At 61.7% G+C, this 23,957-nt stretch carries 25 protein-coding genes; 3 read left to right on the top strand and 22 right to left on the bottom strand.

The window, feature by feature from the left end:
* Positions 1-34 precede the first annotated feature (34 nt).
* The 13 genes from RHP75_RS19235 to RHP75_RS19175 all read right to left on the bottom strand — a co-directional run bounded on the left by RHP75_RS19235 (position 35) and on the right by RHP75_RS19175 (position 12,847).
* Positions 35-715, bottom strand: coding sequence for a hypothetical protein (locus RHP75_RS19235; RefSeq protein WP_311089605.1), 681 nt, complete (start codon positions 713-715; stop codon positions 35-37).
* Between the two features lie 223 nt (positions 716-938).
* Positions 939-3,191 carry a type II secretion system secretin GspD gene (gspD, locus tag RHP75_RS19230; RefSeq protein ID WP_311089604.1) on the bottom strand — a complete coding sequence of 751 codons (2,253 nt, stop codon included), beginning with the start codon at positions 3,189-3,191 and terminating at the stop codon, positions 939-941.
* 294 nt (positions 3,192-3,485) lie between these two features.
* Entirely contained in the window at positions 3,486-3,809 is a 324-nt protein-coding gene (locus tag RHP75_RS19225; RefSeq protein ID WP_233683385.1) for a DUF3392 domain-containing protein, read from the bottom strand.
* Positions 3,810-3,839: 30 nt separating this feature from the next.
* Positions 3,840-4,994, bottom strand: a complete 1,155-nt coding sequence (gene hemW / locus RHP75_RS19220) for a radical SAM family heme chaperone HemW (RefSeq protein WP_311091998.1) — start codon at positions 4,992-4,994, stop codon at positions 3,840-3,842.
* A gap of 2 nt (positions 4,995-4,996) precedes the next feature.
* The gene (gene rdgB / locus RHP75_RS19215; protein ID WP_257776751.1) at positions 4,997-5,593 is read right to left on the bottom strand and encodes an RdgB/HAM1 family non-canonical purine NTP pyrophosphatase; all 597 of its coding nucleotides are present in this window, start codon (positions 5,591-5,593) and stop codon (positions 4,997-4,999) included.
* Positions 5,590-6,009, bottom strand: coding sequence for a DUF4426 domain-containing protein (locus RHP75_RS19210; protein WP_311089603.1), 420 nt, complete (start codon positions 6,007-6,009; stop codon positions 5,590-5,592). Before RHP75_RS19210 ends, rdgB begins: the two co-directional genes overlap by 4 nt.
* A gap of 41 nt (positions 6,010-6,050) precedes the next feature.
* Positions 6,051-6,662: a methionine biosynthesis protein MetW gene (gene metW, locus RHP75_RS19205; RefSeq protein ID WP_311089602.1), complete on the bottom strand. Its 612-nt coding sequence runs from the start codon at positions 6,660-6,662 to the stop codon at positions 6,051-6,053.
* Between the two features lie 2 nt (positions 6,663-6,664).
* On the bottom strand, positions 6,665-7,804 hold the full coding sequence (locus tag RHP75_RS19200) for a homoserine O-acetyltransferase (RefSeq protein ID WP_160085799.1): 1,140 nt from the start codon (positions 7,802-7,804) through the stop codon (positions 6,665-6,667).
* Between the two features lie 374 nt (positions 7,805-8,178).
* Positions 8,179-10,161, bottom strand: a complete 1,983-nt coding sequence (locus tag RHP75_RS19195; protein WP_311089601.1) for a dynamin-like GTPase family protein — start codon at positions 10,159-10,161, stop codon at positions 8,179-8,181.
* A gap of 235 nt (positions 10,162-10,396) precedes the next feature.
* Positions 10,397-10,693: a DUF167 domain-containing protein gene (locus RHP75_RS19190; protein ID WP_311089599.1), complete on the bottom strand. Its 297-nt coding sequence runs from the start codon at positions 10,691-10,693 to the stop codon at positions 10,397-10,399.
* 12 nt (positions 10,694-10,705) lie between these two features.
* Positions 10,706-11,296 (bottom strand): YggT family protein, encoded by a 591-nt coding sequence (locus RHP75_RS19185; RefSeq protein ID WP_311089598.1) that lies wholly within the window; start codon positions 11,294-11,296, stop codon positions 10,706-10,708.
* A gap of 9 nt (positions 11,297-11,305) precedes the next feature.
* Positions 11,306-12,124, bottom strand: a complete 819-nt coding sequence (gene proC, locus RHP75_RS19180; protein WP_311089597.1) for a pyrroline-5-carboxylate reductase — start codon at positions 12,122-12,124, stop codon at positions 11,306-11,308.
* Positions 12,125-12,160: 36 nt separating this feature from the next.
* Positions 12,161-12,847, bottom strand: a complete 687-nt coding sequence (locus tag RHP75_RS19175) for a YggS family pyridoxal phosphate-dependent enzyme (RefSeq protein ID WP_311089596.1) — start codon at positions 12,845-12,847, stop codon at positions 12,161-12,163.
* 63 nt (positions 12,848-12,910) lie between these two features.
* Here RHP75_RS19175 and RHP75_RS19170 point away from each other — a divergent pair, with 63 nt between their 5' ends.
* Both RHP75_RS19170 and RHP75_RS19165 read left to right on the top strand, forming a co-directional pair.
* Positions 12,911-13,945, top strand: coding sequence for a type IV pilus twitching motility protein PilT (locus RHP75_RS19170; protein WP_090250115.1), 1,035 nt, complete (start codon positions 12,911-12,913; stop codon positions 13,943-13,945).
* A gap of 106 nt (positions 13,946-14,051) precedes the next feature.
* A complete protein-coding gene (locus tag RHP75_RS19165; protein WP_311089595.1) occupies positions 14,052-15,197 on the top strand; it encodes a PilT/PilU family type 4a pilus ATPase in 1,146 nt (381 codons plus the stop codon).
* On the opposite strand, the gene RHP75_RS19160 is transcribed toward RHP75_RS19165, so the two are convergent.
* Together RHP75_RS19160 and RHP75_RS19155 are read right to left on the bottom strand one after the other, a co-directional pair.
* A complete protein-coding gene (locus RHP75_RS19160; RefSeq protein ID WP_311089594.1) occupies positions 15,163-16,041 on the bottom strand; it encodes a TIGR03915 family putative DNA repair protein in 879 nt (292 codons plus the stop codon). The genes RHP75_RS19165 and RHP75_RS19160 overlap by 35 nt on opposite strands.
* Entirely contained in the window at positions 16,041-17,252 is a 1,212-nt protein-coding gene (locus tag RHP75_RS19155; protein ID WP_311089593.1) for a putative DNA modification/repair radical SAM protein, read from the bottom strand. The genes RHP75_RS19160 and RHP75_RS19155 overlap by 1 nt, the downstream gene beginning before the upstream one ends.
* 154 nt (positions 17,253-17,406) lie before the next feature.
* Here RHP75_RS19155 and RHP75_RS19150 point away from each other — a divergent pair, with 154 nt between their 5' ends.
* The gene (locus tag RHP75_RS19150; protein WP_311089592.1) at positions 17,407-17,805 is read left to right on the top strand and encodes a TM2 domain-containing protein; all 399 of its coding nucleotides are present in this window, start codon (positions 17,407-17,409) and stop codon (positions 17,803-17,805) included.
* Between the two features lie 128 nt (positions 17,806-17,933).
* Here the strand turns inward: RHP75_RS19150 and RHP75_RS19145 are convergent, their stop codons facing one another.
* The 7 genes from RHP75_RS19145 to gshB are packed head-to-tail and all read right to left on the bottom strand — an operon-like array spanning position 17,934 to position 23,728.
* Complete coding sequence (locus RHP75_RS19145; protein WP_311089591.1) at positions 17,934-19,205, bottom strand: dihydroorotase; 1,272 nt, start codon at positions 19,203-19,205, stop codon at positions 17,934-17,936.
* Positions 19,205-20,215 (bottom strand): aspartate carbamoyltransferase catalytic subunit, encoded by a 1,011-nt coding sequence (locus RHP75_RS19140; protein WP_311089590.1) that lies wholly within the window; start codon positions 20,213-20,215, stop codon positions 19,205-19,207. The genes RHP75_RS19145 and RHP75_RS19140 overlap by 1 nt, the downstream gene beginning before the upstream one ends.
* Positions 20,216-20,225: 10 nt before the next feature.
* Positions 20,226-20,732, bottom strand: coding sequence for a bifunctional pyr operon transcriptional regulator/uracil phosphoribosyltransferase PyrR (gene pyrR / locus RHP75_RS19135; RefSeq protein ID WP_311089589.1), 507 nt, complete (start codon positions 20,730-20,732; stop codon positions 20,226-20,228).
* A gap of 22 nt (positions 20,733-20,754) precedes the next feature.
* Positions 20,755-21,192, bottom strand: coding sequence for a Holliday junction resolvase RuvX (ruvX, locus tag RHP75_RS19130; RefSeq protein ID WP_233683404.1), 438 nt, complete (start codon positions 21,190-21,192; stop codon positions 20,755-20,757).
* On the bottom strand, positions 21,192-21,761 hold the full coding sequence (locus RHP75_RS19125; protein WP_311089588.1) for a YqgE/AlgH family protein: 570 nt from the start codon (positions 21,759-21,761) through the stop codon (positions 21,192-21,194). The genes ruvX and RHP75_RS19125 overlap by 1 nt, the downstream gene beginning before the upstream one ends.
* Before the next feature lie 51 nt (positions 21,762-21,812).
* Positions 21,813-22,709, bottom strand: coding sequence for an energy transducer TonB (locus RHP75_RS19120; protein WP_311089587.1), 897 nt, complete (start codon positions 22,707-22,709; stop codon positions 21,813-21,815).
* A 56-nt stretch (positions 22,710-22,765) separates the two neighbouring features.
* Positions 22,766-23,728 carry a glutathione synthase gene (gene gshB / locus RHP75_RS19115; protein ID WP_311089586.1) on the bottom strand — a complete coding sequence of 321 codons (963 nt, stop codon included), beginning with the start codon at positions 23,726-23,728 and terminating at the stop codon, positions 22,766-22,768.
* Between the last annotated feature and the right edge of the window lie 229 nt (positions 23,729-23,957).

The raw sequence follows: 23,957 nt of genomic DNA, 5'->3' as shown, positions 1-23,957 counted from the left end.
CAGCGTTCCTTGTGCGATTTGAGTAAGACGGTGATCAGCCCTGAGCGGGCGGTGGCAGTGGGGCCAGTTCTTTATGGTCGTAGTGCAGGTGGTCATTGGGATCGGCCCGCATTACCAGCTGGTTCTCATCGGTGATCACCGTCTTGCCGGTGGCGTTATCGATGATGATCGACAGGCTGCCGTCGAGCGTGGCGACGGTGATATGGGTCTCCAGCGCACCCTTGACCAGGGTCATGCTTTCCACCTCGTCGCCATCCATCAGGCTGCCTTGCCATACGGCGCTGCCGGCGGTGTTGCGGGTTTCGCCGAGGGTGGCGCGGGTTGGGCTGCTACGCCCCGGCAGTGCCAGAGAAAGCACCTGACCGACCGCCAGGTTGTTGAGTTGCTGTGGATCAACCTGGGTCAGGTGCTGGGTGATGCCGTTGCTCTCGGTTTCTTGCAGCGACTGGGCATCCCAGAGCGTGGTCTGCGCGGCGCTGTTGGTGGCCACGGGTGGTTTGGTCTGCAGGGTGGAGACGCCGCTGGCGCCTTGGCTGGCTGCCTGGCTTGCGGGCGCGGCAGTGCTCTGGCTGGGGGTGGGTGGTTTGCCGCTCTGGCTGTCATTTGATGCTGCTTGGGTTGGCTTTGGCTGCTCAAGGTCAGCCGAGAGCACGACCCCCAAGACGCCGCCGACAATAGCGGTGGCGACTGCGGCTGTGATCCAGCGTTTTGACATGCGACTGCTCCATTAGTCTGGGAAATTGAAGTCGCGCAGTCTAGGTAGAGCCTGTGCGGTTATTCGCTATGCAGTTCACAGGCAGAGGGTATGGGCAGGGCCAGCTTGTTTAATTTGAACGCTGGTCTCATATGCAGGGTGTGCCACGTCTCGCTGGAAATGGGGCACAGTTCCAGGCAGCTCGGTCATGCCGTTGCTGCGCGCTGCAGCAACGGCGTTACGCTTACTCGGGCTGGGCGCTGGCGCTGCGTTTGGGCAGCTGTTCGGGCAGGGCGGCGAGGGCTTTGAGCGCCATTTCACGGCTCGGGTAACTGCCATAAAGCACGGCATAGCGGGTTTCCCCGGCTTCATTACGTTCGGCCAGACGCAGCGGCTGTTTGGGATGGCGTTCGAGCAGGGCCTGCATAAATTCGCGGCTGCTGCCTTCAACCAGCTGGATGGTATGGCGGCGCGCTGCAACCTTGGGTTTGCTTTCGCCGCCACGGCCATCGCCCAGGGTTCTGTGGTCGACAGGTTTTGGCGTTTCGATCAAGGTCTTGCTCGGTTTTGCCGGGATGGCTTTGGCCGGCTGGCGCAGATCGGTCGCGGGTGCCTCAATGCCCTGATCGAACAGAGCATGGGCCTGCTGCGGCAGATGGTCGTAACCGTTGGCCTGACCGAGTAGGCGCAGGTCACGGTATTTGCCCAGGCTCAGGTTGGCCAGCCCGACCCCGTCGCGCGCCACTGTCGGGCGCAGGAATACCATCAGGTTGCGCTTTTGCCGGGCTTCGCGGGTCGAGCGGAATAGCCGGCCGACTCCGGGAATATCACCGAGCAATGGCACCTTGCTCTCGCTGCTGGTGATGTCGTCCTGAATCAGACCGCCGAGCACGATCACCTGGCCGTCATCGGCCAGCACGGTGCTCTTGATCGAGCGCTTGTTGGTCACCAGATCCACGGCCTGGGCATTCAGCCCAGTGCTTGGGGCGATGGAGGAGATTTCCTGCTCGATCACCAGGCGCAGGGTGGCGCCTTCATTGATATGTGGGGTGACCTTGAGGGTGACGCCGATATCCTTGCGTTCGATGGTGGTGAAGGGGTTGCTCGAGCCCGCGGCGTCGGTGGTATAGGAACCGGTCTGGAACGGTACGTTCTGCCCGACCAGAATCTCGGCGGCCTGGTTATCCAGCGTCAGCAGGGTCGGGGTGGAGAGCAGGTTGCTTTTGCCGTTCGACGACAGCGCGGTGATCAGGGCGCCGAAATTGTCGTTGCCGACCCCGAAAATCGCCCCGTTGGGCAGCGCTTTGGCCAGCTCTGCGGGGTTTTCGCTGGCGATGGCGCCGAGCAGGGTACCGACCGACAGCCCTGTGTTGCTGAAGTTGACGCCACCCAGGCCACCGCTGCCGTTGCGGCCATCGATGGCCCACTGCACGCCAAGGGCGTCATTGATATCGCCGGACATCTCGACGATGGCCGCCTCCACCAGCACTTGGGCGCGGGGTATGTCCAGTTGGCGCACCAGGTCCTCGAACATATTGACGATATCGGCTTCGGCCATGATGACGATGGCATTGAGGCTTTCATCGGCGCGGATCATCAGCTTCAGCGGTGTGGCGTTTTCACTGCCCTGGCTTTGGCTCAGGTTGTCGCCGAAGTCGCCGAGAGTTTTCGCCATCTCCTTGGCATCACCATGGCGCAGGCGGATAACCCGGGTATTGGTTGAACGCGAGCTGGGCGTGTCGAGGCTCTGTGCCAATTTCAACAGGCGCGCGCGGGCGTCGCTGGGGCCGAGCAGCAGCAGGCGGTTGGCGCGGGTATCGGCGATTACCTGGGCACCGCTGGCCTGGACATTCTTCAGCGAACTGTTGATCACCGCTGCCAGCTCATGGACCCAGGCGTGGCGCAGGTCATAGACGCTGAAGTCTTCCTGATTCTGGCTGTCCAGCTGGCGGATGATTTCGTCGATGCGGGCGATATTGGCCGGAGTGTCGCTGATGATCAGGCTGTTGGATGAAGGCACGGCGGCCAGGTGACCATGGTTGGCGACCAGCGGGCGGATCAGCGGCAACAAATCGTTGGCGGCGCCATGCTGCACCTGCAGCACGCGGGTTTCCAGGTTGCCACGGCTGCCGGCGGTGGTCTTGGCCTCGCTGCTGGGGATGATGCTCAGCTGATTGCCCTGGGGCATCACGGCGAAACCATGGGTGCTCATCACTGAGAGAAACAGCTTGTAGACCTCAGCAATGTTCATCGGCTGCTGAGCAATTACGGTGACCTGACCTTTTACCCGTGGGTCGATGATAAAGGTCTGCCCGCTGATGCTGGAGATCTGCTCGATAAAGTCACGAATCTCCGCACTCTGCATATTGATGGTCCAGCTGTCCTCGCTCTGTGCAGATGCTTCGGTCGACGCATTGGCCTGGCTGGCGATGCTCAGCAACAGGGCGGTGTGCAACAGTAGCAGGCGGAGAAGCGGGCGCAGGGCTGGCGTGATCATGGCTAGGGCATCAGTAGGTGTGGCCGTAATGCACTGCCGCAGCCGACGCAAAGTCGGGCAAGGAAAGGCTGGAGGCGCTGTTTGAACGGGAGAAAACGGCTGCAACCAGCACTGCGGGCAGTGTTGGGGGCGCAAGGCTAATGAAAAAAAACAGCGCTTGTTGAGGCGTGATGGCGATCTGCGATGATCGTCACAGTCGGTCGGCAATTTGTTGCCAGGGCGTGATGGGTGTCAGTTGATGGTTGCAACGGCAACCGGGAGCCTATGCTCAGGCCCCCGTCAGTCCGCCAGAGCCTAGCTGCGGTCGGCGAGGATGCCGATGATAAAGAACACCAGGATCAGCACAGGGGCCAGGGTGAAATTGTTGAAAAAGCCCAGGCCCTTGGCCAGATACGGCGTGGCGAAGACGATCAACAGGCCGTAGCCCACCGCGCAGAGCAGCACGAAGATCAGTGTGCGGAAGATGAAGTTCATGCTGGCGGTATTGCGTTGTACCCAGGCGTTGATGCCAGGGCCGAATAGCACCAGCAGGGTGGCCATGATCGCCAGGGAAATATCGTAGAGGTGGCTGCGGCTCCAGCGCGACAGGGTGACGATCAGGTCGAGTAGCAGGTCCATCCGGTGTCCTTAGCCGTAGCGGCGTGTACGTCAGGGTAGAAAATACTGCAGCAGGTCGTTGAGAAACAGCTGGCCTTCGCGGGTGGCGCACAGGCGTGTCGGATCGCTGTGCAGCAGGCCGCGCTTTTGCGCTGCAATGCGCGCTGCGGCGAGTTGGCTGAGCGGCAGGCCGGTGCGCTGAGTGAACAGTTCGCTGGCGACGCCGTCCGTGAGGCGCAGCACATTCATCAGAAATTCGAAGGGCAGTTCATCTGCGCTAAGGACGCGCTCGCCGGCGCTGAAGCGTTTGCTGGTGTCGAGGTAGTCCTTGGGTAGGCGGGTTTTCCAGCTGCGGCTGATGCGCCCGTCCGGCTGGCTGAGTTTGGCGTGAGCGCCGGCACCGATGCCGAGAAAGTCACCGAAGGTCCAGTAATTGAGGTTGTGCCGCGCCGCTTTGCCAGCCTGGGCGTAGGCCGACACTTCGTACTGCGCGTAACCTTCAGCAGCCAGCAGGGCCTGTCCGGCTTCCTGAATGTCCCAGAGAATATCGTCTTCCGGCACTTCGGGTGGCTGGTTCCAGAACACCGTGTTCGGCTCCACGGTCAGCTGATACCAGGACAGGTGCGTCGGCCCTTGAGCAATGGCGGTGCGCAGATCGCTGAGTGCATCCTCGATGGACTGATTTGGCAGGCCGTGCATCAGGTCGAGGTTGAAATTGTCGAAGCCGGCGGCACGGGCCATATCGGCTGCATGCACCGCTTCGTCGCCGTTGTGGATTCGGCCCAAAGCGATCAGCTTGGGCGCCTGGAAACTCTGCACGCCAATCGACAGGCGATTGATGCCCAGGCGGCGATAGTCCTTGAACTTGGCCTGTTCGAAGGTGCCGGGGTTGGCTTCCAGGGTGATTTCGATATCGGCGGCAAACGGCACGCGCCGCTCCACACCTTCAAGCAGGCGACCGAGGGCCTTGGCCGAGAACAAGCTGGGAGTGCCGCCGCCAAAGAAAATCGAACTCAGCGGCCGGTTATGCGCCTGCGCCAGATCAGCATCGAGATCGGCTAGCAGGGCGTCGACGTACTCTTCTTCCGGCAGGTTGGGCCCGGCGGTGTGGGAGTTGAAGTCGCAATACGGGCACTTCTTCACGCACCAGGGAATGTGCACATAGAGTGCAAGGGGCGGCAGCGCGAAGCCACCGCCGGACGCCATGGTCATGCCAGACCCAGCCGCTGTTTCAGCAGGGCCATGGCGCGGGCGCGGTGGCTGATCTGGTTTTTCTCGGCAGCCGGCAGCTCGGCGCTGGAGCACTCGCGCTCGGGCACCCAGAACAGCGGGTCATAGCCGAAGCCTTCGACGCCTTGTGCAGCGTGCAGGATGCGTCCGTGCCAGAGACCTTCGCAGATGATCGGCAGCGGATCATCGGCATGCCGCACCAGCGCCAGGCAGCAGACGAACTGCGCGCCGCGCTCGGCATCCGGTACATCTTTCAGGGCGTCGAGCAGCTTGGCATTATTCGCCGCGTCACCCTGACCATCGGCGTAGCGCGCCGAGTAGATGCCCGGTGCGCCACCGAGAAAATCCACCGCCAGGCCGGAGTCATCGGCCAGCGCCGGCAGGCCGGACAGGCGTGCAGCGTTGCGCGCTTTGAGAATGGCGTTCTCGATAAACGACAGGCCGGTTTCTTCCGGCTCGACCATCGAGAACTCGCCGACCGAACGCACGCGTACGCTGCTGCCGAGCATGGCTTGCAGCTCTTTGAGTTTGCCGGCGTTATGGCTGGCCAGCACCAGTTCGTTGAAGTGCATCATTCGTCTGGGAAGAATTCCTGGTTGAAGTCGAAGCTGTGCGCCACGCCATCGGCCGCGCGCACGTTGATGGTGAAACGCAGCATTTCACGCTGGCTGAAGGTGAATTGCGCCAGGTAATAAATAGCCTCACCTTCGTTGACCTGTTTGAAGGTCAGCGGCTGACTGCGCCCGACCAGGTCCTTCACTTCGCCACTGACGCTGGCGCTGCTGGCCTTGCCGGCCTTGAGCACGGAAATATTCACCACGCCCTGGGTCTTGCTGCGTACCAGGCTGTTGGCGGCGGCGATGTCCGGCTGCAGAAAGCTGGAATTGAAGGCGATGTAGTGCACGTCGAGGTCGCCGAACGTTTGTTTGCGTTCAGCCAGCGCTGGCAGGCTCAGGCACAGGGCGATCAATAGAAATGCGATGCGACGCATGATGGTTTCTCCAGATAGACAGTGGCCTGTGAATAGGCCGCTTATTGGGCATCCTGGGCGGTAGGCCCGCTGATCCGGTAAATGCCGATTTCACCTAACAGATTAGGCCAGATGCGGCTGGCCCAGCCGTGCCGGTGGTCGCGGTCTACGGCCAGGCGATCCATGACTTTCGCGCCTTGGTCGTGGCACAGCTTTTCGAAGTCTTCGAAGGTGCAGAAGTGGATGTTCGGCGTGTTGAACCAGGTGTACGGGAGAAAATCCGACACCGGCATGCGGCCTTTGGTGGTGAGGTACCAGCGGCAGTGCCAGTGGCCGAAGTTGGGGAAGGTGATGATGCAGGTCTTGCCGACGCGCAGCATCTCCGCCAGCACCTTGTCCGGGTAATGCAGGGCTTGCAGCGACTGGGTCATGACCACCACGTCGAAGCTGTTGCTGGCAAAGTTGCCCAGGCCCTGGTCGAGGTTCTGCTCGATGACGTTGACGCCCTTGCTCACGCACTGGGCGATGTTGTCCGCATCGATTTCCAGGCCGTAACCGGAGACCTGCTTGTGTTCGGCCAGCCAGGCGAGCAACTCGCCATTGCCGCAGCCCAGGTCGAGCACACGGCTGCCTGCGGGAATCCACTCTTGGATGATTTCGAGGTCCGCGCGCATGACTACACCTTGATCCGTTTCATATAGCTGTCGAATGCCTGCAGGTAACGCGGGATCGGCATCAGGAAGGCATCGTGACCCTGGGGCGCATCGATTTCCAGGTAGCAGACGTTCTTGCGCGCGGCGGTCAGGGCATCCACGATTTCCCGCGAACGTGCTGGCGAGAAGCGCCAGTCGGTGGTGAAGGACATCACGCAGAAATCAGCGCTGACGTGGGCCAATGTCTTGGCCAGATCGCCATCAAAGGCTGCCGCCGGATCGAAGTAGTCCAGCGCCTTGGTCATCAGCAGGTAGGTGTTGGCGTCGAAGCGCCCGGAGAACTCTTCACCCTGATAGCGCAGGTAGCTTTCCACCTGGAACTCGACACTGTGGAAGTCGTAGTTGAGCTTTTCGCTTTTCAGGCCCCGGCCGAATTTCTCGCCCATGGCGTCATCCGACAGGTAGGTGATGTGGCCGACCATGCGCGCCAGCATCAGTCCGCGCTTGGGGATTACGCCCTGTTCCTGAAAGTGTCCGCCGTGAAATTGCGGGTCAGTGAGGATCGCCTGGCGTGCCACTTCGTTGAAGGCGATGTTCTGCGCCGACAGTTTGGGTGCCGAGGCGATGGCCAGGCAGTGGCGCACGCGTTCGGGGTAGCTGATGGTCCATTGCATGGCCTGCATGCCGCCGAGGCTACCGCCGATCACCGCGGCCCACTGCTGGATGCCGAGGTTGTCGGCCAGCCGCGCCTGGCTGTGTACCCAGTCTTCCACGGTCATGACCGGGAAGTCGGCGCCGAAGGGTTTGCCGGTCGCCGGGTTGATGCTGCTGGGGCCGGTAGAGCCGTTGCAGCCGCCGAGGTTGTTCAGGCTGACGACAAAGAACTTGTTGGTGTCGATGGGTTTGCCGGGGCCGATGCAGCTGTCCCACCAGCCCGGTTTACGGTCATCGGCGCTGTGATAACCGGCGGCATGGTGGTGGCCGGAGAGGGCGTGGCAGATCAGCACGGCGTTGCTTGCCGTGGCATTCAGTTCGCCATAGGTTTCGAAGATCAGTTGGTAGTCGGCCAGGCTGCGCCCGCAGGCCAGCGCCAGAGGTTCTGCGAAGTGCAGAACCTGCGGGGTTACCAGGCCAACAGAGTCTTGGGGAAAGGCAGTCGACATCGACCCTGCTCGCAATAAAGAAAGGCCGCAGTCTAGGGTCTGTTCCCGTTTCGTCGCAAGCCGCGTTGCTGCGCAAAATCTCGCCAGGCTAGGCGAAGGACGCTGGTAATGGTGTTCCCTTGCCAAGTCCTTCAACACCGCATGGCGAGATTTTTCGCGCAACCCGAAGGGACGGGCCTGTTTTAGCGCGAAGCTGTGTTTCTCGACACTCATTTGGAACGACCAAACCTCGTGTCTCGTGCCTTGCCTCGCGCTAAAACAGGCTCCGGCGCGGCCGCGCGCGAAACGGGAACAGCCCCTAAATGCGCCGCCCCAGGCGGCAAGCGCATGGGGCGGCTGGGGTACGGCGGATATGGTGCTGCTGAGGCTGCGGTCTATTCGCCGATGCTATGCGGGCGCGCAGCCCCTGGCAGATTGACCACCTTACCCTGACGCTGCACGGGAGCAGGGCGGCGCAGGATGCGCAGCATGTCGTTGGCCTGCGCCAGTTGCTGCTCCAGTTCGCCGCTGTAACGTGCCAGTTGCTGGCCGCGCTGGCGCGCCTGTTGGGTTTCCTGAGCCAGGGCCTTGAGCCGCAGCATGTGGGTTTCCAGCAGCTGCTTGTGCTCCAGGGTGTGTTGCATCAGTGGCATCAGCGCATCGCTGGCCCACTGTTCGGCTTCCTGGCGCATGCGCTGGTGCAGGCCGATCACTTCCTGCACCAGGGTGGCGAAGAAGCGTTTGGTCAGGCTGCGCTGTTCGGTCAGCAGGGTTTTCAGCTGCAGGCGGAACTGGTCGGCCTTGGCCTGCTGCTGCTTGAGTTCACGCAGGTAGCGGTTGACGTTGAACTGCGGCGCATCGACGCCGTGCAGCGGGTTTTCTTCGTTGTGCCGGCGGTAGATGGCCGCGACCATCTTGTTGGCCATGTCGGCTTCCTGGGCCAGGTTGTGCAGGTCCTGCTCCACGCTGCGGAAGAAATACAGAATGGCCTGGTTGATGCCCAGGGTGGTCCAGCTGCCGGTGAGATTTTTGCGCACCTTGTTCAGGTGTTCGTCTAGGCGCTCGCTGCGCGAGGCGTGGCGCAGGAGGTCGCCCTGACGTTTGAGTAAACGCTGGTTGGTTTTCAGGCCGAGCAGGCGTTTGTGGTGCTGGCTGTGATCTTCCTTGGTCTTGGCGGTCAGCTCGAACAGCATTTGGCCGTTGTCGTGCTGATGGTTGCTCAGCAGCGCTTGCTGTTCGTTGACCTTTTCCAGGCGCAGGTTGAGCACGTGCTGGCTGTTCTGCAGCAGCCTCAGCACCTGATTGACCACGCGGTCTTCGAGCAGGCGTTCCTTCTGCGCGATGATGCGTTCGCAGAGCAGGTTTTCCAGGTTGCTCATCTGGCTGCGGGCCAGCAGTTCCGGGTCCTTGCGCACCTTGGCCAGCATCGCCTGCTTGGCCGACAGCGGCAGCACGTCCTCGACGCGGATGCCGAGCTGGCGCGCGGTGCTGGTCTGAATCTGGCGGATGGCGTTCTGCACAAAGGCTTCGCCGGCCAGGTCATCCCAGAGCACGTCGATCTTGTTCAATACGGCGAACAGACTGGTCTGGGTGTCTTCGTCGAGTTGGCGGATATGCTGCTGCCACACGGCCATGTCGCTGGCAGTCACACCTGTATCGGCGGACAGCAGGAAGATGATCGCCTGGGCGCTGGGCAGCATCGACAGGGTCAGCTCCGGCTCGCTGCCGAGGGCGTTCAGGCCGGGAGTGTCGAGAATACGCAGGCCCTGACGCAGCAGCGGATGATCGAAGTTGACCATGGCGTGACGCCAGGCCGGTACCAGTACTTCGCCGGGTTTGTTGGTGCTTTCCAGCATGTCCGGGTGGAAGCCCAGGGCAATCGCCTGTTCGACCGGCATGGGTTTGGTGCGGGCGACCTGGATAAAGGCCTGGACCATATTGTCTGGGTCGCTGAGGTCCAGCGGGATATTCACCCAGTGCCGCGGAATACGTTTGAACTGCGCCACGCTGGCTTCGGATACGCGGGTCTCGATCGGCAGCAGGCGGATATAGGAGCGTTCCGAGCGCGGGTCGAAGAACAGCTCGGTCGGGCACATGGTGGTGCGCCCAGCCTGGGACGGCAGCATGCGCTGGCCGTAGGAGGAGAAGAACAGGCTGTTGATCAGCTCGGTCTTGCCGCGGGAGAACTCGCCGACAAAGGCTAGGGTGATGTGGTCCGTGCGCAGCAGTTTCAGCGCGCGCTCAAGCTTGGCTTCCACGGCCTCGGAGTTCAGCCGATTGGTCACCAGCCAGCTGCGATAGCGGGTGATTTCGCGCATCAGCTCGCGCTTCCAGGTGACGTAAGCATCGACCTGCTGACTGAGACGTTCCATGCTCATCCTGGGCTTTCCTCCGGTTGGCGCATCCATTGTGGGGCGACTGGGGCTATACGGCACCCAGGTTAAGTCGGGCACACATTGAACGATGCCGCGCAGCGAGGGCGCGGCAGATAACGCTTTAAAGCCTGTGGAATTACGCCAGATCCACGACGTTCGTGGATTGACCTGCTTGGCATTATGCGGGTCGCAGCTATGGCGTCAATTGCATGTCGTCGCGCGCCCGCCTTATGGTCGGTCAGAGTGACTGAGTGGTCAGCGTCAGTTCCGACGGAAGCCGTTGCGGCTGTTTGATACGCACACGTTTGTGCCGGCTTTGCTGGCCGCTTTCCAGGCTGACCTGGCTCTTGCTGACGGCGAATACGCTGGCCAGAAAGGCCAGCAGCTGTGCGTTGGCCTTGCCGTCTACGGGTGGGGCCGTGAGGCGGATCTTCACCCGCTCACCGTGCAGCCCGGCGAACTCATCTTTGCTCGCTTTGGGCTGCAGGTGGCATTCGAGGATCAGGTCGGCGCCGTCCCAGCGAAAGTGGCTCATCAGCGCTCGCGGTCAGATTGCCAGGCTCAGGCCTTTGTACATGCCGGTCATGATCGCCAGGTTGCGGATCACCAGCATGTCGATCAGGTTGAGGATCAGAAAGGCCACGATCGGCGACAGATCCAGTCCGCCCATGCTCGGCAGGATGCGGCGGATCGGCGACAGCAGTGGCTCGCAGATCTGGTTGATCAGCATGGCGGTGGGGTTATGGCTGCCCTGGGCGACCCAGGAGAGGATCACGCTGATGATCAGGGCGAAGAAGAACACCTTGAGGAACAGCGCGGTGACGCCAATGATCGACCACACCAGTAGCTGCAGCGGATTGTCCAGGCCATAGCCGAGCAGCATCAGGGTTAGCGCCATCAGCACCAGTTGCACCACGATTGCCAGCACCAGCGAGGCCAAATCGAGCCCGGCCAGGCTCGGGATGATCTTGCGCAGCGGTTTCAGCAGTGGATGAGTGGCGCGCACGATGAACTGGCTCACCGGGTTGTAGAAGTCCGCCCGCACCAGTTGCAGGATAAAGCGCAGCAGCACGATCAGCAGGTACAGGCTGCCAATGGTTTGCAGGATATAAACAGCAGCAGTATTGAGTCCGATCATCTTCGTTCCTTATTGACCGAGTTGTTCGGCCAGCTCGGCAGAGCGGTGGGCGGCGGCATTCAGGGCTTTCTCGACCAGGGCTTCAAAGCCGTTGGCCTGGAAGGTCTTGATTGCCGCTTCGGTGGTGCCGGCCGGTGAGGTTACCCGGCGGCGCAGCTCGCTGGCATCAACATCGCTGGCCACGGCCATGCGTGCGGCGCCAAGAGCGGTGTGTAGGGTCAGCTGGGCTGCGGTCTCACGCGGCAGGCCGAGTTTCTCGCCAGCGGCGGTCATGGCTTCGATCAGCAGGAAGAAGTACGCCGGGCCGCTGCCGGATACGGCAGTTACGGCATCAATCTGCGCTTCCTGATCCAGCCACAGCGCCAGGCCGACGGCGCTGAGCAGTTGTTCGGCCTGCTGGCGCTGGGTTGGCGAAACCTGAGCATTGGCATACAGGCCGCTGACGCCCTGACGCAGCAGTGCCGGCGTGTTGGGCATGCAGCGCACAATTGCGCGCGGGCCGAGCCAGCTTTCCAGGCTGGCGCAGCTGATGCCGGCGGCAATCGACACCACTAGCTGTTGCTCGCCGATATGTGCGGCGAGATCCAGACAAACTTCCTTCATCACCTGCGGTTTGACCGACAATACGATCACATCTGCGCCCTGGATAGCTTCGGCATTGGCTTCGAAGGTGGCGATGCCATACTCGGCGCTGATCTTGCTGCGCTGTTCGGCGCCGCGGTCGCTGGCGCGAATGGCGCTGGCGTCGATGCCCTGGGCACGCAGGCCGCCGATCAGGCTGGCGGCCATATTGCCGGCACCGATAAAGGCAATGCGGGGAGTGGTCATAACGGGCTTCCTTAATAAGGCTGAAGGCAAACTCAATCAGCTGGTGCTGTAATCACGGGCGCCGAACAGTGCAGTACCGATGCGTACCCAGGTCGCGCCTTCGGCAATCGCCGCTTCCAGATCATGGCTCATGCCCATGGACAAGGTGTCGAGGTCCAGGTTCAGGCCTTGCATCAGCTCGCGCAGGCGGGCGAAGGCGGCGCGTTGCTCGCTGGGGTCATCGGTGGGCTCGGGGATTGTCATCAATCCGCGTAGGCGCAGGTTGGGCAGTTGTGTAACGGCGTATGCCAGCTCCGGCAGCTCATCCGGATTGCAGCCAGATTTGCTGGCCTCGCCGCTGACATTCACCTGTAGGCAGATATTCAACGGTGGCAGATGCGCCGGACGCTGATCAGACAGGCGCTGGGCGATTTTCAGGCGATCCACCGAATGCACCCAGGCAAAGTGCTCGGCGATGGGCTTGGTTTTGTTCGATTGGATCGGACCGATAAAGTGCCAGGTCAGCGGCAGGTCGCTCAATTCGGCCTGCTTTTCCAGGGCTTCCTGCAGGTAGTTCTCACCGAAATCGCAGGTGCCGGCTGCAAAGGCCTGGCGAATCGCTTCGGCCGGTTTGGTTTTGCTCACCGCGAGCAGGCCAACCGCTGCACAATCTCGCTGCGAGGCTTGCGCCGCCTCACGGATGCGCACTCCGACCTTTGCAATATTCTCTGCTATCGTGGACATTACTTGCGCCCGCCGCCTGGGTTTCGCGGCATTCTACCTGCTTGTCTGTCATTAGGGAGTCCCATGGATATCACTGAATTGCTGGCCTTCAGCGCCAAGCAAGGTGCATCGGACCTGCATCTCTCCGCTGGCCTGCCTCCGATGATTCGGGTCGACGGTGATGTTCGCCGGATCAATTTGCCTGCGCTGGACCATAAACAGGTGCATGCGCTGATCTACGACATCATGAACGACAAGCAGCGCAAGGATTTCGAGGAGTTCCTCGAGACCGATTTCTCCTTCGAAGTGCCGGGCGTGGCGCGTTTCCGGGTTAACGCCTTCAACCAGAACCGCGGTTCTGGCGCGGTATTCCGGACCATTCCGTCGAAAGTGCTGAGCATGGAAGACCTTGGCATGGGCGAAATCTTCCGCAAGATTTCCGATGTGCCGCGCGGCCTGGTGCTGGTGACCGGGCCAACCGGTTCGGGTAAGTCGACCACCCTGGCGGCGATGCTTGACTATATAAACAGCAACAAGTACCACCACATCCTGACGGTCGAAGACCCGATCGAATTTGTTCACGAATCGAAGAAGTGCCTGATCAACCAGCGTGAGGTGCACCGCGACACCCTCGGCTTCTCCGAAGCCCTGCGCTCGGCACTGCGGGAAGACCCGGACATCATCCTGGTCGGCGAGATGCGCGACCTGGAAACCATCCGCCTGGCCCTGACCGCAGCAGAAACCGGCCACCTGGTGTTTGGCACCCTGCACACCACCTCGGCGGCCAAGACCATCGACCGCGTGGTCGACGTATTCCCGGCCGAAGAGAAATCCATGGTGCGCTCCATGCTCTCCGAATCGCTGCAATCGGTTATCTCGCAGACTCTGCTGAAGAAGATCGGCGGCGGTCGTGTGGCGGCCCACGAAATCATGATCGGCACCCCGGCCATCCGTAACCTGATTCGTGAGGACAAGGTGGCGCAGATGTATTCGGCGATCCAGACCGGTGGCTCGCTGGGCATGCAGACCCTGGATTCCTGCCTGAAAACTCTGGTGACCAAGGGCATCGTCAGCCGCGAAGCGGCGCGCGAGAAAGCCAAAACACCAGAAAACTTCTAAATCGACAGTACCCGGCGGGCAATTGCCTGTCGGGTTCAGCCCAGCGGCAATCCACGCGCCTGCCGCTGGCCTTGCATAACCGCGTGATGCACATGGGCGAACAACGATGGAATTCGAAAAACTGCTGCGCCTGATGGTGGAAAAGGGCGGCTCCGACCTGTTTATTACCGCTGGCGTACCGCCGTCGATGAAGGTCAACGGCAAGATCATGCCGATCACCAAAACGCCCATGTCGCCTGAGCAGACCCGTGAAACCGTGCATTCGGTGATGAACGAGCAGCAGCGCCGCGACTTTGCCGAGAACCACGAATGCAACTTCGCCATCAGCGCCCGTGGTGTTGGCCGTTTCCGCGTCAGTGCCTTCTACCAGCGCAACCTGGCCGGTATGGTGCTGCGTCGTATCGAGACCAATATTCCGACGCTGGACGAGCTGAAACTGCCGGAAATTCTCAAGAAACTGGCGCTGACCAAGCGCGGTCTGGTGTTGTTTGTCGGTGCGACTGGTACCGGTAAGTCGACTTCCCTGGCGGCGATGATCGGCTACCGCAACAAGAACAGCAGCGGCCACATCATTTCCATCGAAGACCCGATCGAATACATCCACCAGCACCAGAGCTGTATCGTTACCCAGCGTGAAGTGGGCATCGATACCGAGTCTTTCGAGGTGGCGCTGAAGAACACCCTGCGCCAGGCGCCGGACGTGATTCTGATTGGTGAGGTGCGTACCCGCGAGACCATGGATCATGCCGTGGCCTTCGCCGAAACCGGTCACCTGTGCCTGGCCACACTGCACGCCAACAACGCCAACCAGGCGCTGGATCGCATCATCAACTTCTTCCCCTCTGACCGGCAGAACCAGGTGTGGATGGACCTGTCGCTCAACCTCAAGGCCATCGTCGCCCAGCAACTGATCCCGACCCCGGATGGCAAAGGCCGCCGTGCGGTGATTGAGGTATTGATCAACACCCCGCTGGCCGCCGATCTGATCCGCAAGGGTGAGGTGCACGAACTCAAGGCGCTGATGAAACGCTCCACCGAGCAGGGCATGCAGACCTTCGATCAGGCGCTGTACAACCTCTACAGCCAGGGTGAGATCACCTACGAAGATGCGCTGCTGTACGCCGATTCGGCCAACGATCTGCGCCTGATGATCAAGCTCGGCTCGGAAACCGATGGCGATCACCTGAGCAGCATGGCCCAGGGCTTGTCGCTGGAAGTCAGCGAAGAAGATCCGGGTCGGCGCTTCCGCTGACTGCTGGCTGTGGCGCGCTGGTGCGGCGAATGCGTTTGCCGCCCTGGCGCGACACCGCTTCCGCTTGGCCATCGCGTTGCGCGCCGGCGCGGGCCTGGCTCATCAGTTGCGGGATCAGCGGGCCTTCCGGGAGGTTTCTCCAGAAGCGCACCGGCATGCTGGTTTCCAGTGCGCTGCGGTTGAGCCGCGCAGGGTTGAACGTGCTGCCGTAATACGCCAGCCACAAGGCTTCCCCCGTATCCTCGGGCGTTTGCGCCATGCGTTGCCACTCACTCGGGCAGGGGCGCTGGTAATGCAGGCGCTGGCCATCCCAATACACGCCGTCATCCGGTGTGGCAATCAACCAGGTGGTTCGCCCCAGGCGTTCGGCAAAATGCCCGCTGGCACTGGCGAGGATGTCATGGGCCGGTTCGTGCCAGGCCACCAGCTGTGGGCCTTCGGCGTCTTCGGGGCGCGGGTGAAAACGCAGAAAGGCATGCAGGTGGTGGGCTTCGCGGCGCACCGCTTTTAGCCGTTTATGCAGCTGGCTGCCATCGATGTCTCCCGGCAGCATGGCGGCGCGGTCGCCTTGAGCGACTCGCCAGAGAATCCGATAGAGCAGGCTCCAGCGATCCTCGACGCGAAAGCGTGCAGCGCTTTGCAGCAGTTCTAGCAGCTGTTTGGGGATACGCAGTGGCGGTGTCACGGGTGGTGCGTTGTTGGGTGCTGGTGCGTGGTCGAACAGCCCACCACTGTCGTCGTCCGTCAGCCAGGTAATCTGATGCGGTGGCACGCCCTGTTGTATCAGGCTTCTGGCGACTTCTCGCCAGCCGGCAAAGCTGCCGTCGAATGGCGCGCTGTGCATTACCACAGCGCCATCTGTGCCGGCGTTTCGCTGAGTTGCTGGCGCAGCAGCAGGGATTCGCGGCTGGCCTGCAGTGGGCGATAGTCCTGGGTGACGATAAAAGGCTTGGCCTTTTCCAGCGCGCAGCGCAGGCGTGTCAGGTCGTCGAAACGAATGCGTTTCTGTCGGCGCAGGGCGACCAGGCGCTTGGCACTGAGCACGCCGATACCCGGCACGCGGGCGATCATTGCCGGTTCGGCGCGATTGAGGTCGACGGGGAAGTGCTCACGGTTGTTCAGCGCCCAGGCCAGTTTCGGGTCGATATCCAGCGCCAGGTTGCCAGGGCCGCTGAGCAACTCACCCACCTCGAATCCGTAGCCGCGCAGCAGGAAGTCGGCTTGATACAGGCGGTGCTCGCGTAGCAAGGGTGGCGCTTCAAAGGGCACGGTATTCGGGCTTTGCGGGATCGGGCTGAACGCCGAGTAATACACCCGACGCAGGCGGTAGTTGCCGTAGAGCGAGGCGGCGGTGTGCAAAATGGTGCTGTCGTCGGTGGCATCGGCGCCAATGATCATCTGCGTGCTCTGGCCGGCAGGAGCGAAGCGCGGCGCACGTATTTCTGCGCGGGCCTCGCTCTCACCCTGATGGATCGAGTGCATGGCCTGCTTGATGGTGCGCACCTGCTTTTCCGGGGCCAGGCGGATCAGGCTGCTTTCGGTGGGCAGTTCGATATTCACACTGAGGCGATCGGCATAACGGCCGGCTTCGGCGATCAGTAGCGGGTCGGCGTCGGGAATGGTCTTGAGGTGGATATAGCCACGGAATTCATGCTCTTCACGTAGCAGCTTGGCGACACGGACCAGCTGCTCCATGGTGTAGTCGGCTGAGCGAATGATTCCCGAGCTAAGAAACAGCCCGCTGATGCAATTGCGCTTGTAAAAATCCAGGGTCAGGGTGACCACTTCTTCGGGGGTGAAACGCGCGCGCGGTACATCGCTGGAGCGGCGGTTGACGCAGTACTGGCAGTCATACAGGCAGAAATTGGTCAGCAGGATTTTCAGCAAGGCTACGCAGCGACCGTCCGGGGTAAAGCTGTGGCAAATGCCCATGCCGTTGGTCGAGCCGATGCCGCTCTTGCCCTTGGAGCTGCGGTTTGGCGCGCCGCTGCTGGCGCAGGAGGCGTCGTACTTGGCGGCGTCGGCGAGGACGGTGAGTTTTTCGATCAGCTGCATGATGCTGCCTGCTTAACTGTTTATGCATACAGTATTTAGCAATCGACGGCTGGCATCAAGCGTTGATATGACGGGAGCATGGCGGATTTCCCCAGCGGCGAACCTTGCGTAGAGTGTGGCGTCAAAGCGTTACCAGCCATCAGGAGGCACACCCATGCAGCGACAGGACACGCACAGCAAACTTATCGGTTATCTGCTGTGGATTTTCGGTTTTCTCGGCGCGCACCGTTTCTATTACGGCAAGCCGGTGACCGGCACCATCTGGTTTTTCACCTTCGGTCTGCTGTTTATTGGCTGGATCGTCGACCTGTTTCTGATCCCAGCGATGGATCGCGAGGCCGATCTGCGTTTTACCGCTGGTGACACCGACTACAACGTTGCCTGGATTCTGCTGACCTTCCTCGGCATTTTCGGTGTGCACCGCATGTACCAGGGCAAGTGGATCACCGGGATCATCTACCTGTTTACCGGTGGTCTGTTCTTGCTCGGGGTGCTGTATGACTTCTGGACACTGAATACCCAGGTGTCGATCAAGAACGCTGAGCGCGGTTAAGGTTCAGGCATAAAAAAGCCCGCCTATTGGCGGGCTTTTTTATGCTCTGCCATCCATGGCGATCACCCTGCGGGCCCTCGCTGCGCGACGTCAAACATCGTTCCCGGCGATTTTTATGCGGCGATGAATCAGGCTTTGTAGCTGATATGCCCGTCTACCAAGGTGTAACGCACGGCGCCCGGCAGGCAGTGGCCGATAAAGGGACAGTTGGCACCTTTCGAATACCAGGTCTCGCCAGCCAGGGTCGATGCTTGAGGATCAAACAGCAGCAAGTCGGCGGCTGCACCCACGCTCAGGTTGCCAGCCGGCAGGCGCAGCGCTTGCGCCGGACCACTGCTTAGGCGAGCGAGCAGGGTGGGCAGGTCTAGCAGGCCATCCTGCACCAGGCTCATGGCCAGAGGCAGTAACAGTTGTACGCTGCTGATACCGGGCTCTGTGGCTCCGAAGGGGGCCAGTTTGGCGTCACGCTCGTGCGGCTGATGGTGGCTGGCAATCGCCGAGATTACCCCGCTCTTTACCGCCGCGCGCAGACCGTCACGGTCGGCAGCGGTGCGCAGCGGCGGTTGCACGTGGTACAGGCTGGAGAAGTCGCCAAGTGCCTCATCGGTGAGGATCAGTTGATACAACGCTACGTCGGCGGTGACCGGCAGGCCACGGGCCTGGGCGTCGGCGATCAGCTGGGCACCGCGCGCGCTGGTCAGCTGGCTGAAGTGCGCGCGCACGCCGGTCTGCTCGACCAGCAGCAGGTCGCGAGCCAAAGCCACCGTCTCGGCGCTTTCCGGAATGCCCGGCAGGCCGAGGAAGCTGGCGGTGGCGCCTTCGTGCGCCAGGCCGCCTTCGGCGAGGTCGTGATCTTGGGAATGGAAGATCACCGTCAGGTCGAAGGTCGCTGCATATTCCAGGGCGCGGCGCAGGGTGCGGTTATTGCGGAAGCTGTCCAGGCCATTGCCGAAGGCCACGCAACCGGCGTCACGCAGGGCAACCAGTTCGGCCAGCTGCTCGCCTTCCAGGCCTTTGCTCAACGCACCAATCGGGAACACCTTGGTATGCCCGGCTTCGCGGGCGCGATCGAGGATCAGCTCGGCCACGGCCGGAGTATCCAGCACCGGTTTGGTAAACGGCGGGCAGCAGAGGCTGGTCACGCCACCTGCGGCTGCGGCCAGGGTTTCCGTGGCGATGCTGCCTTTGCGGCTATAGCCCGGTTCGCGCAGGGCGACGTTAAGGTCGACCAGGCCAGGCGCGGCAACCAGGCCCTGGGCCTCGATGCTCTGCTCGGCGACGAAGCTGGCGGGTGCCTGGCCGATGGCGACAACTTTGCCGCCTTCGATGTACAGATCAGTCTGCTGATCGAAGCCGCTGCTGGGGTCGATCACGCGGGCTCCGAGGATACGGATACGCATCAGTTCTGCTCCTCGGCATCTTGATTGAGTTGGCGCTGCGCGGTCTGCCCGCTCATGGCCATGGACAGCACCGCCATGCGGATGGCGATACCGTAGGTGACCTGGTTGAGAATCACCGACTGCGGGCCGTCGGCCACTGCCGACTCAATCTCCACGCCGCGGTTGATCGGGCCTGGGTGCATCACCAGGGCATCCGGCTTGGCCAGTTTGAGGCGTTCTTCGGTGAGGCCGAACAGGCGATAGAACTCGCCTTCGCTGGGCAGCAGGCCGCCGGTCATGCGCTCGCGCTGCAGGCGCAGCATGATCACCACGTCGACGTCCTTGAGGCCGGCGGTCATGTCGCTGTAGACGGTCACGCCGTATTGCTCGATGCCGACCGGCAGCAGGGTTTTCGGCGCGATTACGCGAATGTCCGGGCAGCCCAGGGTTTTCAGCGCAAGCATATTCGAGCGGGCTACCCGCGAATGCAGGATGTCGCCGACGATGGCTACCGAGAGGTTCTCGAAGCTGCCCTTGTGCCGGCGGATGGTCAGCATGTCGAGCATGCCCTGAGTCGGGTGGGCGTGACGGCCGTCGCCGCCGTTGATGATCGCCAGGTTGGGGCACACGTGCTCGGCGATAAAGTGTGCAGCGCCGGAATCAGCATGGCGCACTACGAAGATGTCGGCGGCCATGGCTTCGAGGTTGCGCAGGGTGTCGAACAGCGTTTCGCCCTTGCTGGTCGAGCTGGTCGACACGTTCAGGCTGATCACGTCCGCGGACAGGCGCTGGGCGGCCAGTTCGAAGGTGGTGCGGGTGCGTGTGGAGTTCTCGAAGAACACGTTGCACACAGTCTTGCCGCGCAGCAGCGGGACTTTCTTCACCGCACGGGCGCCGACTTCGAGGAAGGAGTCGGCGGTGTCGAGGATTTCCGTCAGCAGCTCGCGCGGCAGGCCGTCGAGGGACAGGAAGTGGCGCAGTTGGCCTTGGTCATTCAGCTGCAGCGGGCGCTTGGCGGCTATGGTCGTCATCTGGCGAGTCTCAGTGGGCAAGCGTCTGGAGTTCGAGGGTCAGCGGCGTGGGACCGGACAATTTTACCCGCTGATCCGCGGCTAGCGACAGGGTGGCACCGACCACGTCCGGGCGGATCGGCAGCTCGCGGGCGTTCAGGTCGAGCAGGCTGACCAGAGTCACGCTGGCCGGGCGGCCGTAATCGAACAGTTCATTGAGCGCGGCGCGGATGGTACGGCCGCTCATCAGTACGTCATCGATCAGCACCAGGTGCTGGCCTTCGATTTCGAATGGCAGCTCGGACGGTTGCACCTGCGGGTGCAGACCGTTCTGGGTGAAGTCGTCACGGTAGAAGGACACATCGAGAATGCCCAGTGCGTCGTCGCGGCCCAAGGCTTCCAGCAGCGCCTGGGCGACCCAGACACCGCCGGTGCGGATGCCGATAAAGCGCGGCTCGCTGATCTGTCGGCTGTTCAGGTGCTGGTTGAGCGCAGCGGCCATTTGCGGCAGCAGGTCGGCGGGTGTGGGCAAATGCATGGCAAAACTCCTTGGTGCGGGCTTAGCCCAGGCAATTTTCTTCGAGCCAGCCTTGCAGCAGCAGCGCCGCAGCAATGGCATCGACCGGGCGCTCGCGGTAGCCGCCACTTTGTCCTTCGCGCAGACGCTGGCCCTTGGCCTCAAAAGTGGTCAGGCGTTCGTCGTGGGTGTGTACCGGCAGGTTGAAGCGGCCGTTAAGGCGGCGGGCGAATTTTTCCGCGCGCTCGCTCATCTCGCTTTTTGTGCCATCCATGTTCAGTGGCAGACCAACGACGATGGCATCCGGCTGCCATTCTTTGATCAGCGCTTCAACTTTCTGCCAGTCCGGCACGCCGTTCTGCGCCTTGAGGATGCACAGCTCGCGGGCCTGGCCGGTGATCACCTGGCCGACCGCGACGCCGATCTGTTTGCTGCCGTAATCGAAGCCCAGCAGCAGGCGTAGTGGTTTTGCCTCGGCCATCAGGCGTGCCCGGCTTGCGAAGTGAGCAGGCTGAGATTGACGCCCAGGCGTGCAGCTGCAGCGTTCAGGCGCTGGTCGAACGGCAGGTCGAAGAGGATCGCGTGGTCAGCCGGGCAGGTCAGCCAGGCGTTGTCGGCCAGCTCGGCTTCCAGCTGCCCGGCTTCCCAACCGGCATAGCCGAGGGTGATCAGGTATTTCTCTGGGCCTGTGCCGTCGGCGATGGCGAATAGCACGTCCTGTGAGGTCGACAGACCCAGTTCGCCCAGCTCCAGGGTGGCCTGAAACTGTGGGCCGCTGGGGTGCAGGACAAAGCCGCGATCGGTCTGCACCGGGCCGCCGGTAAAGATTGGCAGGCTTTGGCAGAGCACGGGCGGTTCGTCATCCGGGCGCAGTTGTTCCAGCACATCAGCCAGGTTGAGACCGTTGGGCTTGTTGATTACCAGGCCCATGGCGCCGTGTTCGTTGTGATCAATCAGGTAGGTAACGGTTTGTGCGAAATGCGGATCGGCCATGTGTGGCATGGCGATCAGGAAGTGATGCTTGAGGTAGCTGGGGCTGGCGTCTTTCATGGGCGTTAGTTTGGAGCTTCGAGCGACAAGCCTCAAGCAGTGCGCGCAGATTCAGTTGCTCGACAGGCGGTCGCCGCGCTCGAAACGCCAGGTGCGGATGATTTCCAGGCGGTCGACATCGGCCAGGTCGCCGGTAAATGGGGCGAACGGCGCGGCCAGGCGCACGATGCGCAGGGCGGCCTGGTCGAGCAGGCGCTGGCCGGAGGATTCCAGCACCTGCACTTCGTACAGGGTGCCGTCGCGGTTGATCGACACCAGCAGACGCAGGCTGCCATAAATGCCCTGGCGGCGTGCTTCATCGGGGTAATTTAGATTACCGACCCGCTCAACCTTCTTGCGCCATTCATCCTTGTACCAGGCTCCTTTGTCGCGCATGGTCGAGGCGGCGTTGAGGCGGTGGATTTTCGGCCGCTTGGCGTATTGCTGAACTTCCTGAGCCAGTTCGGCTTCCAGGCTGGCGATCTCCGACGACAACTGGGCGCTGTCGAACACCGGTGCTGGTCGGGTTTGCGGCGTGGGCTTGGCTTCTTCGCGTTTGACTGGGGTTTTCTGTTGTTGAGGCGCGCGGGTGGCGACGGCCGCTTTTGGTGCTTGTTGGCGTACTGCTGGCTGTTGCGGCGAGGCCGGTGGGGTGATGCGCTTGACTTCGCTGTCCTGAAACAGTGCCTGCTCGGTGGTTTTCGGTGCGGCCTTGTGTTCCAGGGTGCCGCTGCCTTGCTGGTTGTCCTGGGCGAGAAAATCGGCCTCTTTGGGCTTTTCTTCACTCTTGAAGGTGGATAGGGTGATTTCCAGGGTTTTGCTGATCTGGCTCGGCTCGGCCAAGGTAAAGCCCAGGCCGAGGATCAGCGCGGCATGCAGTACGGCAGCGAGGAACAGAGTAAAGCCCAGGCGGTCCGCCGGCTGTACGCCGGCGCTGGAAAGTTCAGGGAGTTGGGCTGCTGCGTTCATCGCGTTTCGGGTCTGCTCAGGTTGCCGCGCAGTCTGCCGAGGGCGCATGGAAAAGTCTATGAAGCACTGCGCGCATTGAGCTTCTCGGCAATCTTGTCCATCAACTGCTCACCGATACGCGTATCGAAGGCGGCGTCGATCTCGCGGATGCAGGTCGGGCTGGTCACGTTGATCTCGGTCAGGTGCTCGCCGATCACGTCCAGACCGACAAACAGCAGGCCTTTCTCGCGCAGGGTCGGGCCGACGGCGGCGGCGATTTCACGGTCGCGCTCGGTCAGCGGTCTGGCTTCGCCGCGTCCACCGGCGGCAAGGTTGCCGCGGGTTTCGCCGGCCGCGGGAATGCGCGCCAGGCAATAAGGCACTGGTTCGCCGTCGATCATCAGGATGCGCTTGTCACCATCCTTGATTGCTGGCAGGTAACCTTGGGCCATGATCTGCTGCTGGCCGTGGTTGGTCAGGGTCTCGAGAATCACGGAAAGGTTGGGGTCGCCTTCGCGGTGGCGAAATATCATCGAACCGCCCATTCCATCGAGGGGTTTGAGAATGATGTCACGCTGCTCTTTGGCAAACTCGCGCAGAATGTCGGCCCTACGGCTGACCACGGTCGGCGGAGTGTATTGGCTGAACTGGGTGGCAAAGTACTTTTCATTGCAGTCGCGCAGACTTTGCGGGCGGTTGACCACCAGAACGCCCGCTTGCTCGGCTTGTTCCAGCAGGTAGGTGGAGTAGACAAACTCGTTATCGAAGGGCGGATCCTTGCGCATCAGGATCACGTCCAGCTCGCTTAGCGCGATATCGTGCTCGTTACCCAGTTCGAACCAGCGCTGTGGGTCGTTGTATACGCTAAGCTCTGACAGTCGAGCGCGTGCTTCGCCCTTGGCCTGGTAAAGATCTTTCTGCTCCATATAGAAGAGGGTCCAGCCGCGCGCTTGGGCGGCCAGCAACATGGCCAGCGAGCTGTCCTTCTTGAAGGCAATCTGGGCGATGGGGTCCATGACAATGCCGAGGCGGACGCTCATGGCGGTGTTCTCCGTAAAATGGCAGCGATTAAAGTGTGCTAAGACGTGATGTGGCGTCAGGGTGGCGCTGACAAGTCGGGTGGTCAAGGAAAAAACTTGGCCCCGCGCGGCTTATAGATTGCATCTGGAGAGTGTGCTAAAAAGGCCCGACGATTGGGTTGTAGCCCGTCGGTGACAGGGCCTCAGGCGCACTGATATAACGCAAAAATAACGACTCACCGAGGCGATG

It is taken from the genome of Pseudomonas sp. SG20056, from assembly GCF_031764535.1.
Lineage (GTDB): Bacteria > Pseudomonadota > Gammaproteobacteria > Pseudomonadales > Pseudomonadaceae > Aquipseudomonas.
The sequence above is the reverse complement of the archived record's forward strand: the minus strand, read 5'-3'. Positions and strand labels throughout refer to the sequence as shown.

Excerpts from the sequence above, each read along its gene's own strand:
- RHP75_RS19235 (WP_311089605.1), bottom strand. The coding sequence starts at position 715 with ATGTCAAAACGCTGGATCACAGCCGCAGTCGCCACCGCTATTGTCGGC.
- gspD (WP_311089604.1), bottom strand. The coding sequence starts at position 3,191 with ATGATCACGCCAGCCCTGCGCCCGCTTCTCCGCCTGCTACTGTTGCAC.
- RHP75_RS19225 (WP_233683385.1), bottom strand. The coding sequence starts at position 3,809 with ATGGACCTGCTACTCGACCTGATCGTCACCCTGTCGCGCTGGAGCCGC.
- hemW (WP_311091998.1), bottom strand. The coding sequence starts at position 4,994 with ATGGCGTCCGGCGGTGGCTTCGCGCTGCCGCCCCTTGCACTCTATGTG.
- rdgB (WP_257776751.1), bottom strand. The coding sequence starts at position 5,593 with ATGATGCACTTCAACGAACTGGTGCTGGCCAGCCATAACGCCGGCAAA.
- RHP75_RS19210 (WP_311089603.1), bottom strand. The coding sequence starts at position 6,009 with ATGCGTCGCATCGCATTTCTATTGATCGCCCTGTGCCTGAGCCTGCCA.
- metW (WP_311089602.1), bottom strand. The coding sequence starts at position 6,662 with ATGCGCGCGGACCTCGAAATCATCCAAGAGTGGATTCCCGCAGGCAGC.
- RHP75_RS19200 (WP_160085799.1), bottom strand. The coding sequence starts at position 7,804 with ATGTCGACTGCCTTTCCCCAAGACTCTGTTGGCCTGGTAACCCCGCAG.
- RHP75_RS19195 (WP_311089601.1), bottom strand. The coding sequence starts at position 10,161 with ATGAGCATGGAACGTCTCAGTCAGCAGGTCGATGCTTACGTCACCTGG.
- RHP75_RS19190 (WP_311089599.1), bottom strand. The coding sequence starts at position 10,693 with ATGAGCCACTTTCGCTGGGACGGCGCCGACCTGATCCTCGAATGCCAC.
- RHP75_RS19185 (WP_311089598.1), bottom strand. The coding sequence starts at position 11,296 with ATGATCGGACTCAATACTGCTGCTGTTTATATCCTGCAAACCATTGGC.
- proC (WP_311089597.1), bottom strand. The coding sequence starts at position 12,124 with ATGACCACTCCCCGCATTGCCTTTATCGGTGCCGGCAATATGGCCGCC.
- RHP75_RS19175 (WP_311089596.1), bottom strand. The coding sequence starts at position 12,847 with ATGTCCACGATAGCAGAGAATATTGCAAAGGTCGGAGTGCGCATCCGT.
- RHP75_RS19170 (WP_090250115.1), top strand. The coding sequence starts at position 12,911 with ATGGATATCACTGAATTGCTGGCCTTCAGCGCCAAGCAAGGTGCATCG.
- RHP75_RS19165 (WP_311089595.1), top strand. The coding sequence starts at position 14,052 with ATGGAATTCGAAAAACTGCTGCGCCTGATGGTGGAAAAGGGCGGCTCC.
- RHP75_RS19160 (WP_311089594.1), bottom strand. The coding sequence starts at position 16,041 with ATGCACAGCGCGCCATTCGACGGCAGCTTTGCCGGCTGGCGAGAAGTC.
- RHP75_RS19155 (WP_311089593.1), bottom strand. The coding sequence starts at position 17,252 with ATGCAGCTGATCGAAAAACTCACCGTCCTCGCCGACGCCGCCAAGTAC.
- RHP75_RS19150 (WP_311089592.1), top strand. The coding sequence starts at position 17,407 with ATGCAGCGACAGGACACGCACAGCAAACTTATCGGTTATCTGCTGTGG.
- RHP75_RS19145 (WP_311089591.1), bottom strand. The coding sequence starts at position 19,205 with ATGCGTATCCGTATCCTCGGAGCCCGCGTGATCGACCCCAGCAGCGGC.
- RHP75_RS19140 (WP_311089590.1), bottom strand. The coding sequence starts at position 20,215 with ATGACGACCATAGCCGCCAAGCGCCCGCTGCAGCTGAATGACCAAGGC.
- pyrR (WP_311089589.1), bottom strand. The coding sequence starts at position 20,732 with ATGCATTTGCCCACACCCGCCGACCTGCTGCCGCAAATGGCCGCTGCG.
- ruvX (WP_233683404.1), bottom strand. The coding sequence starts at position 21,192 with ATGGCCGAGGCAAAACCACTACGCCTGCTGCTGGGCTTCGATTACGGC.
- RHP75_RS19125 (WP_311089588.1), bottom strand. The coding sequence starts at position 21,761 with ATGAAAGACGCCAGCCCCAGCTACCTCAAGCATCACTTCCTGATCGCC.
- RHP75_RS19120 (WP_311089587.1), bottom strand. The coding sequence starts at position 22,709 with ATGAACGCAGCAGCCCAACTCCCTGAACTTTCCAGCGCCGGCGTACAG.
- gshB (WP_311089586.1), bottom strand. The coding sequence starts at position 23,728 with ATGAGCGTCCGCCTCGGCATTGTCATGGACCCCATCGCCCAGATTGCC.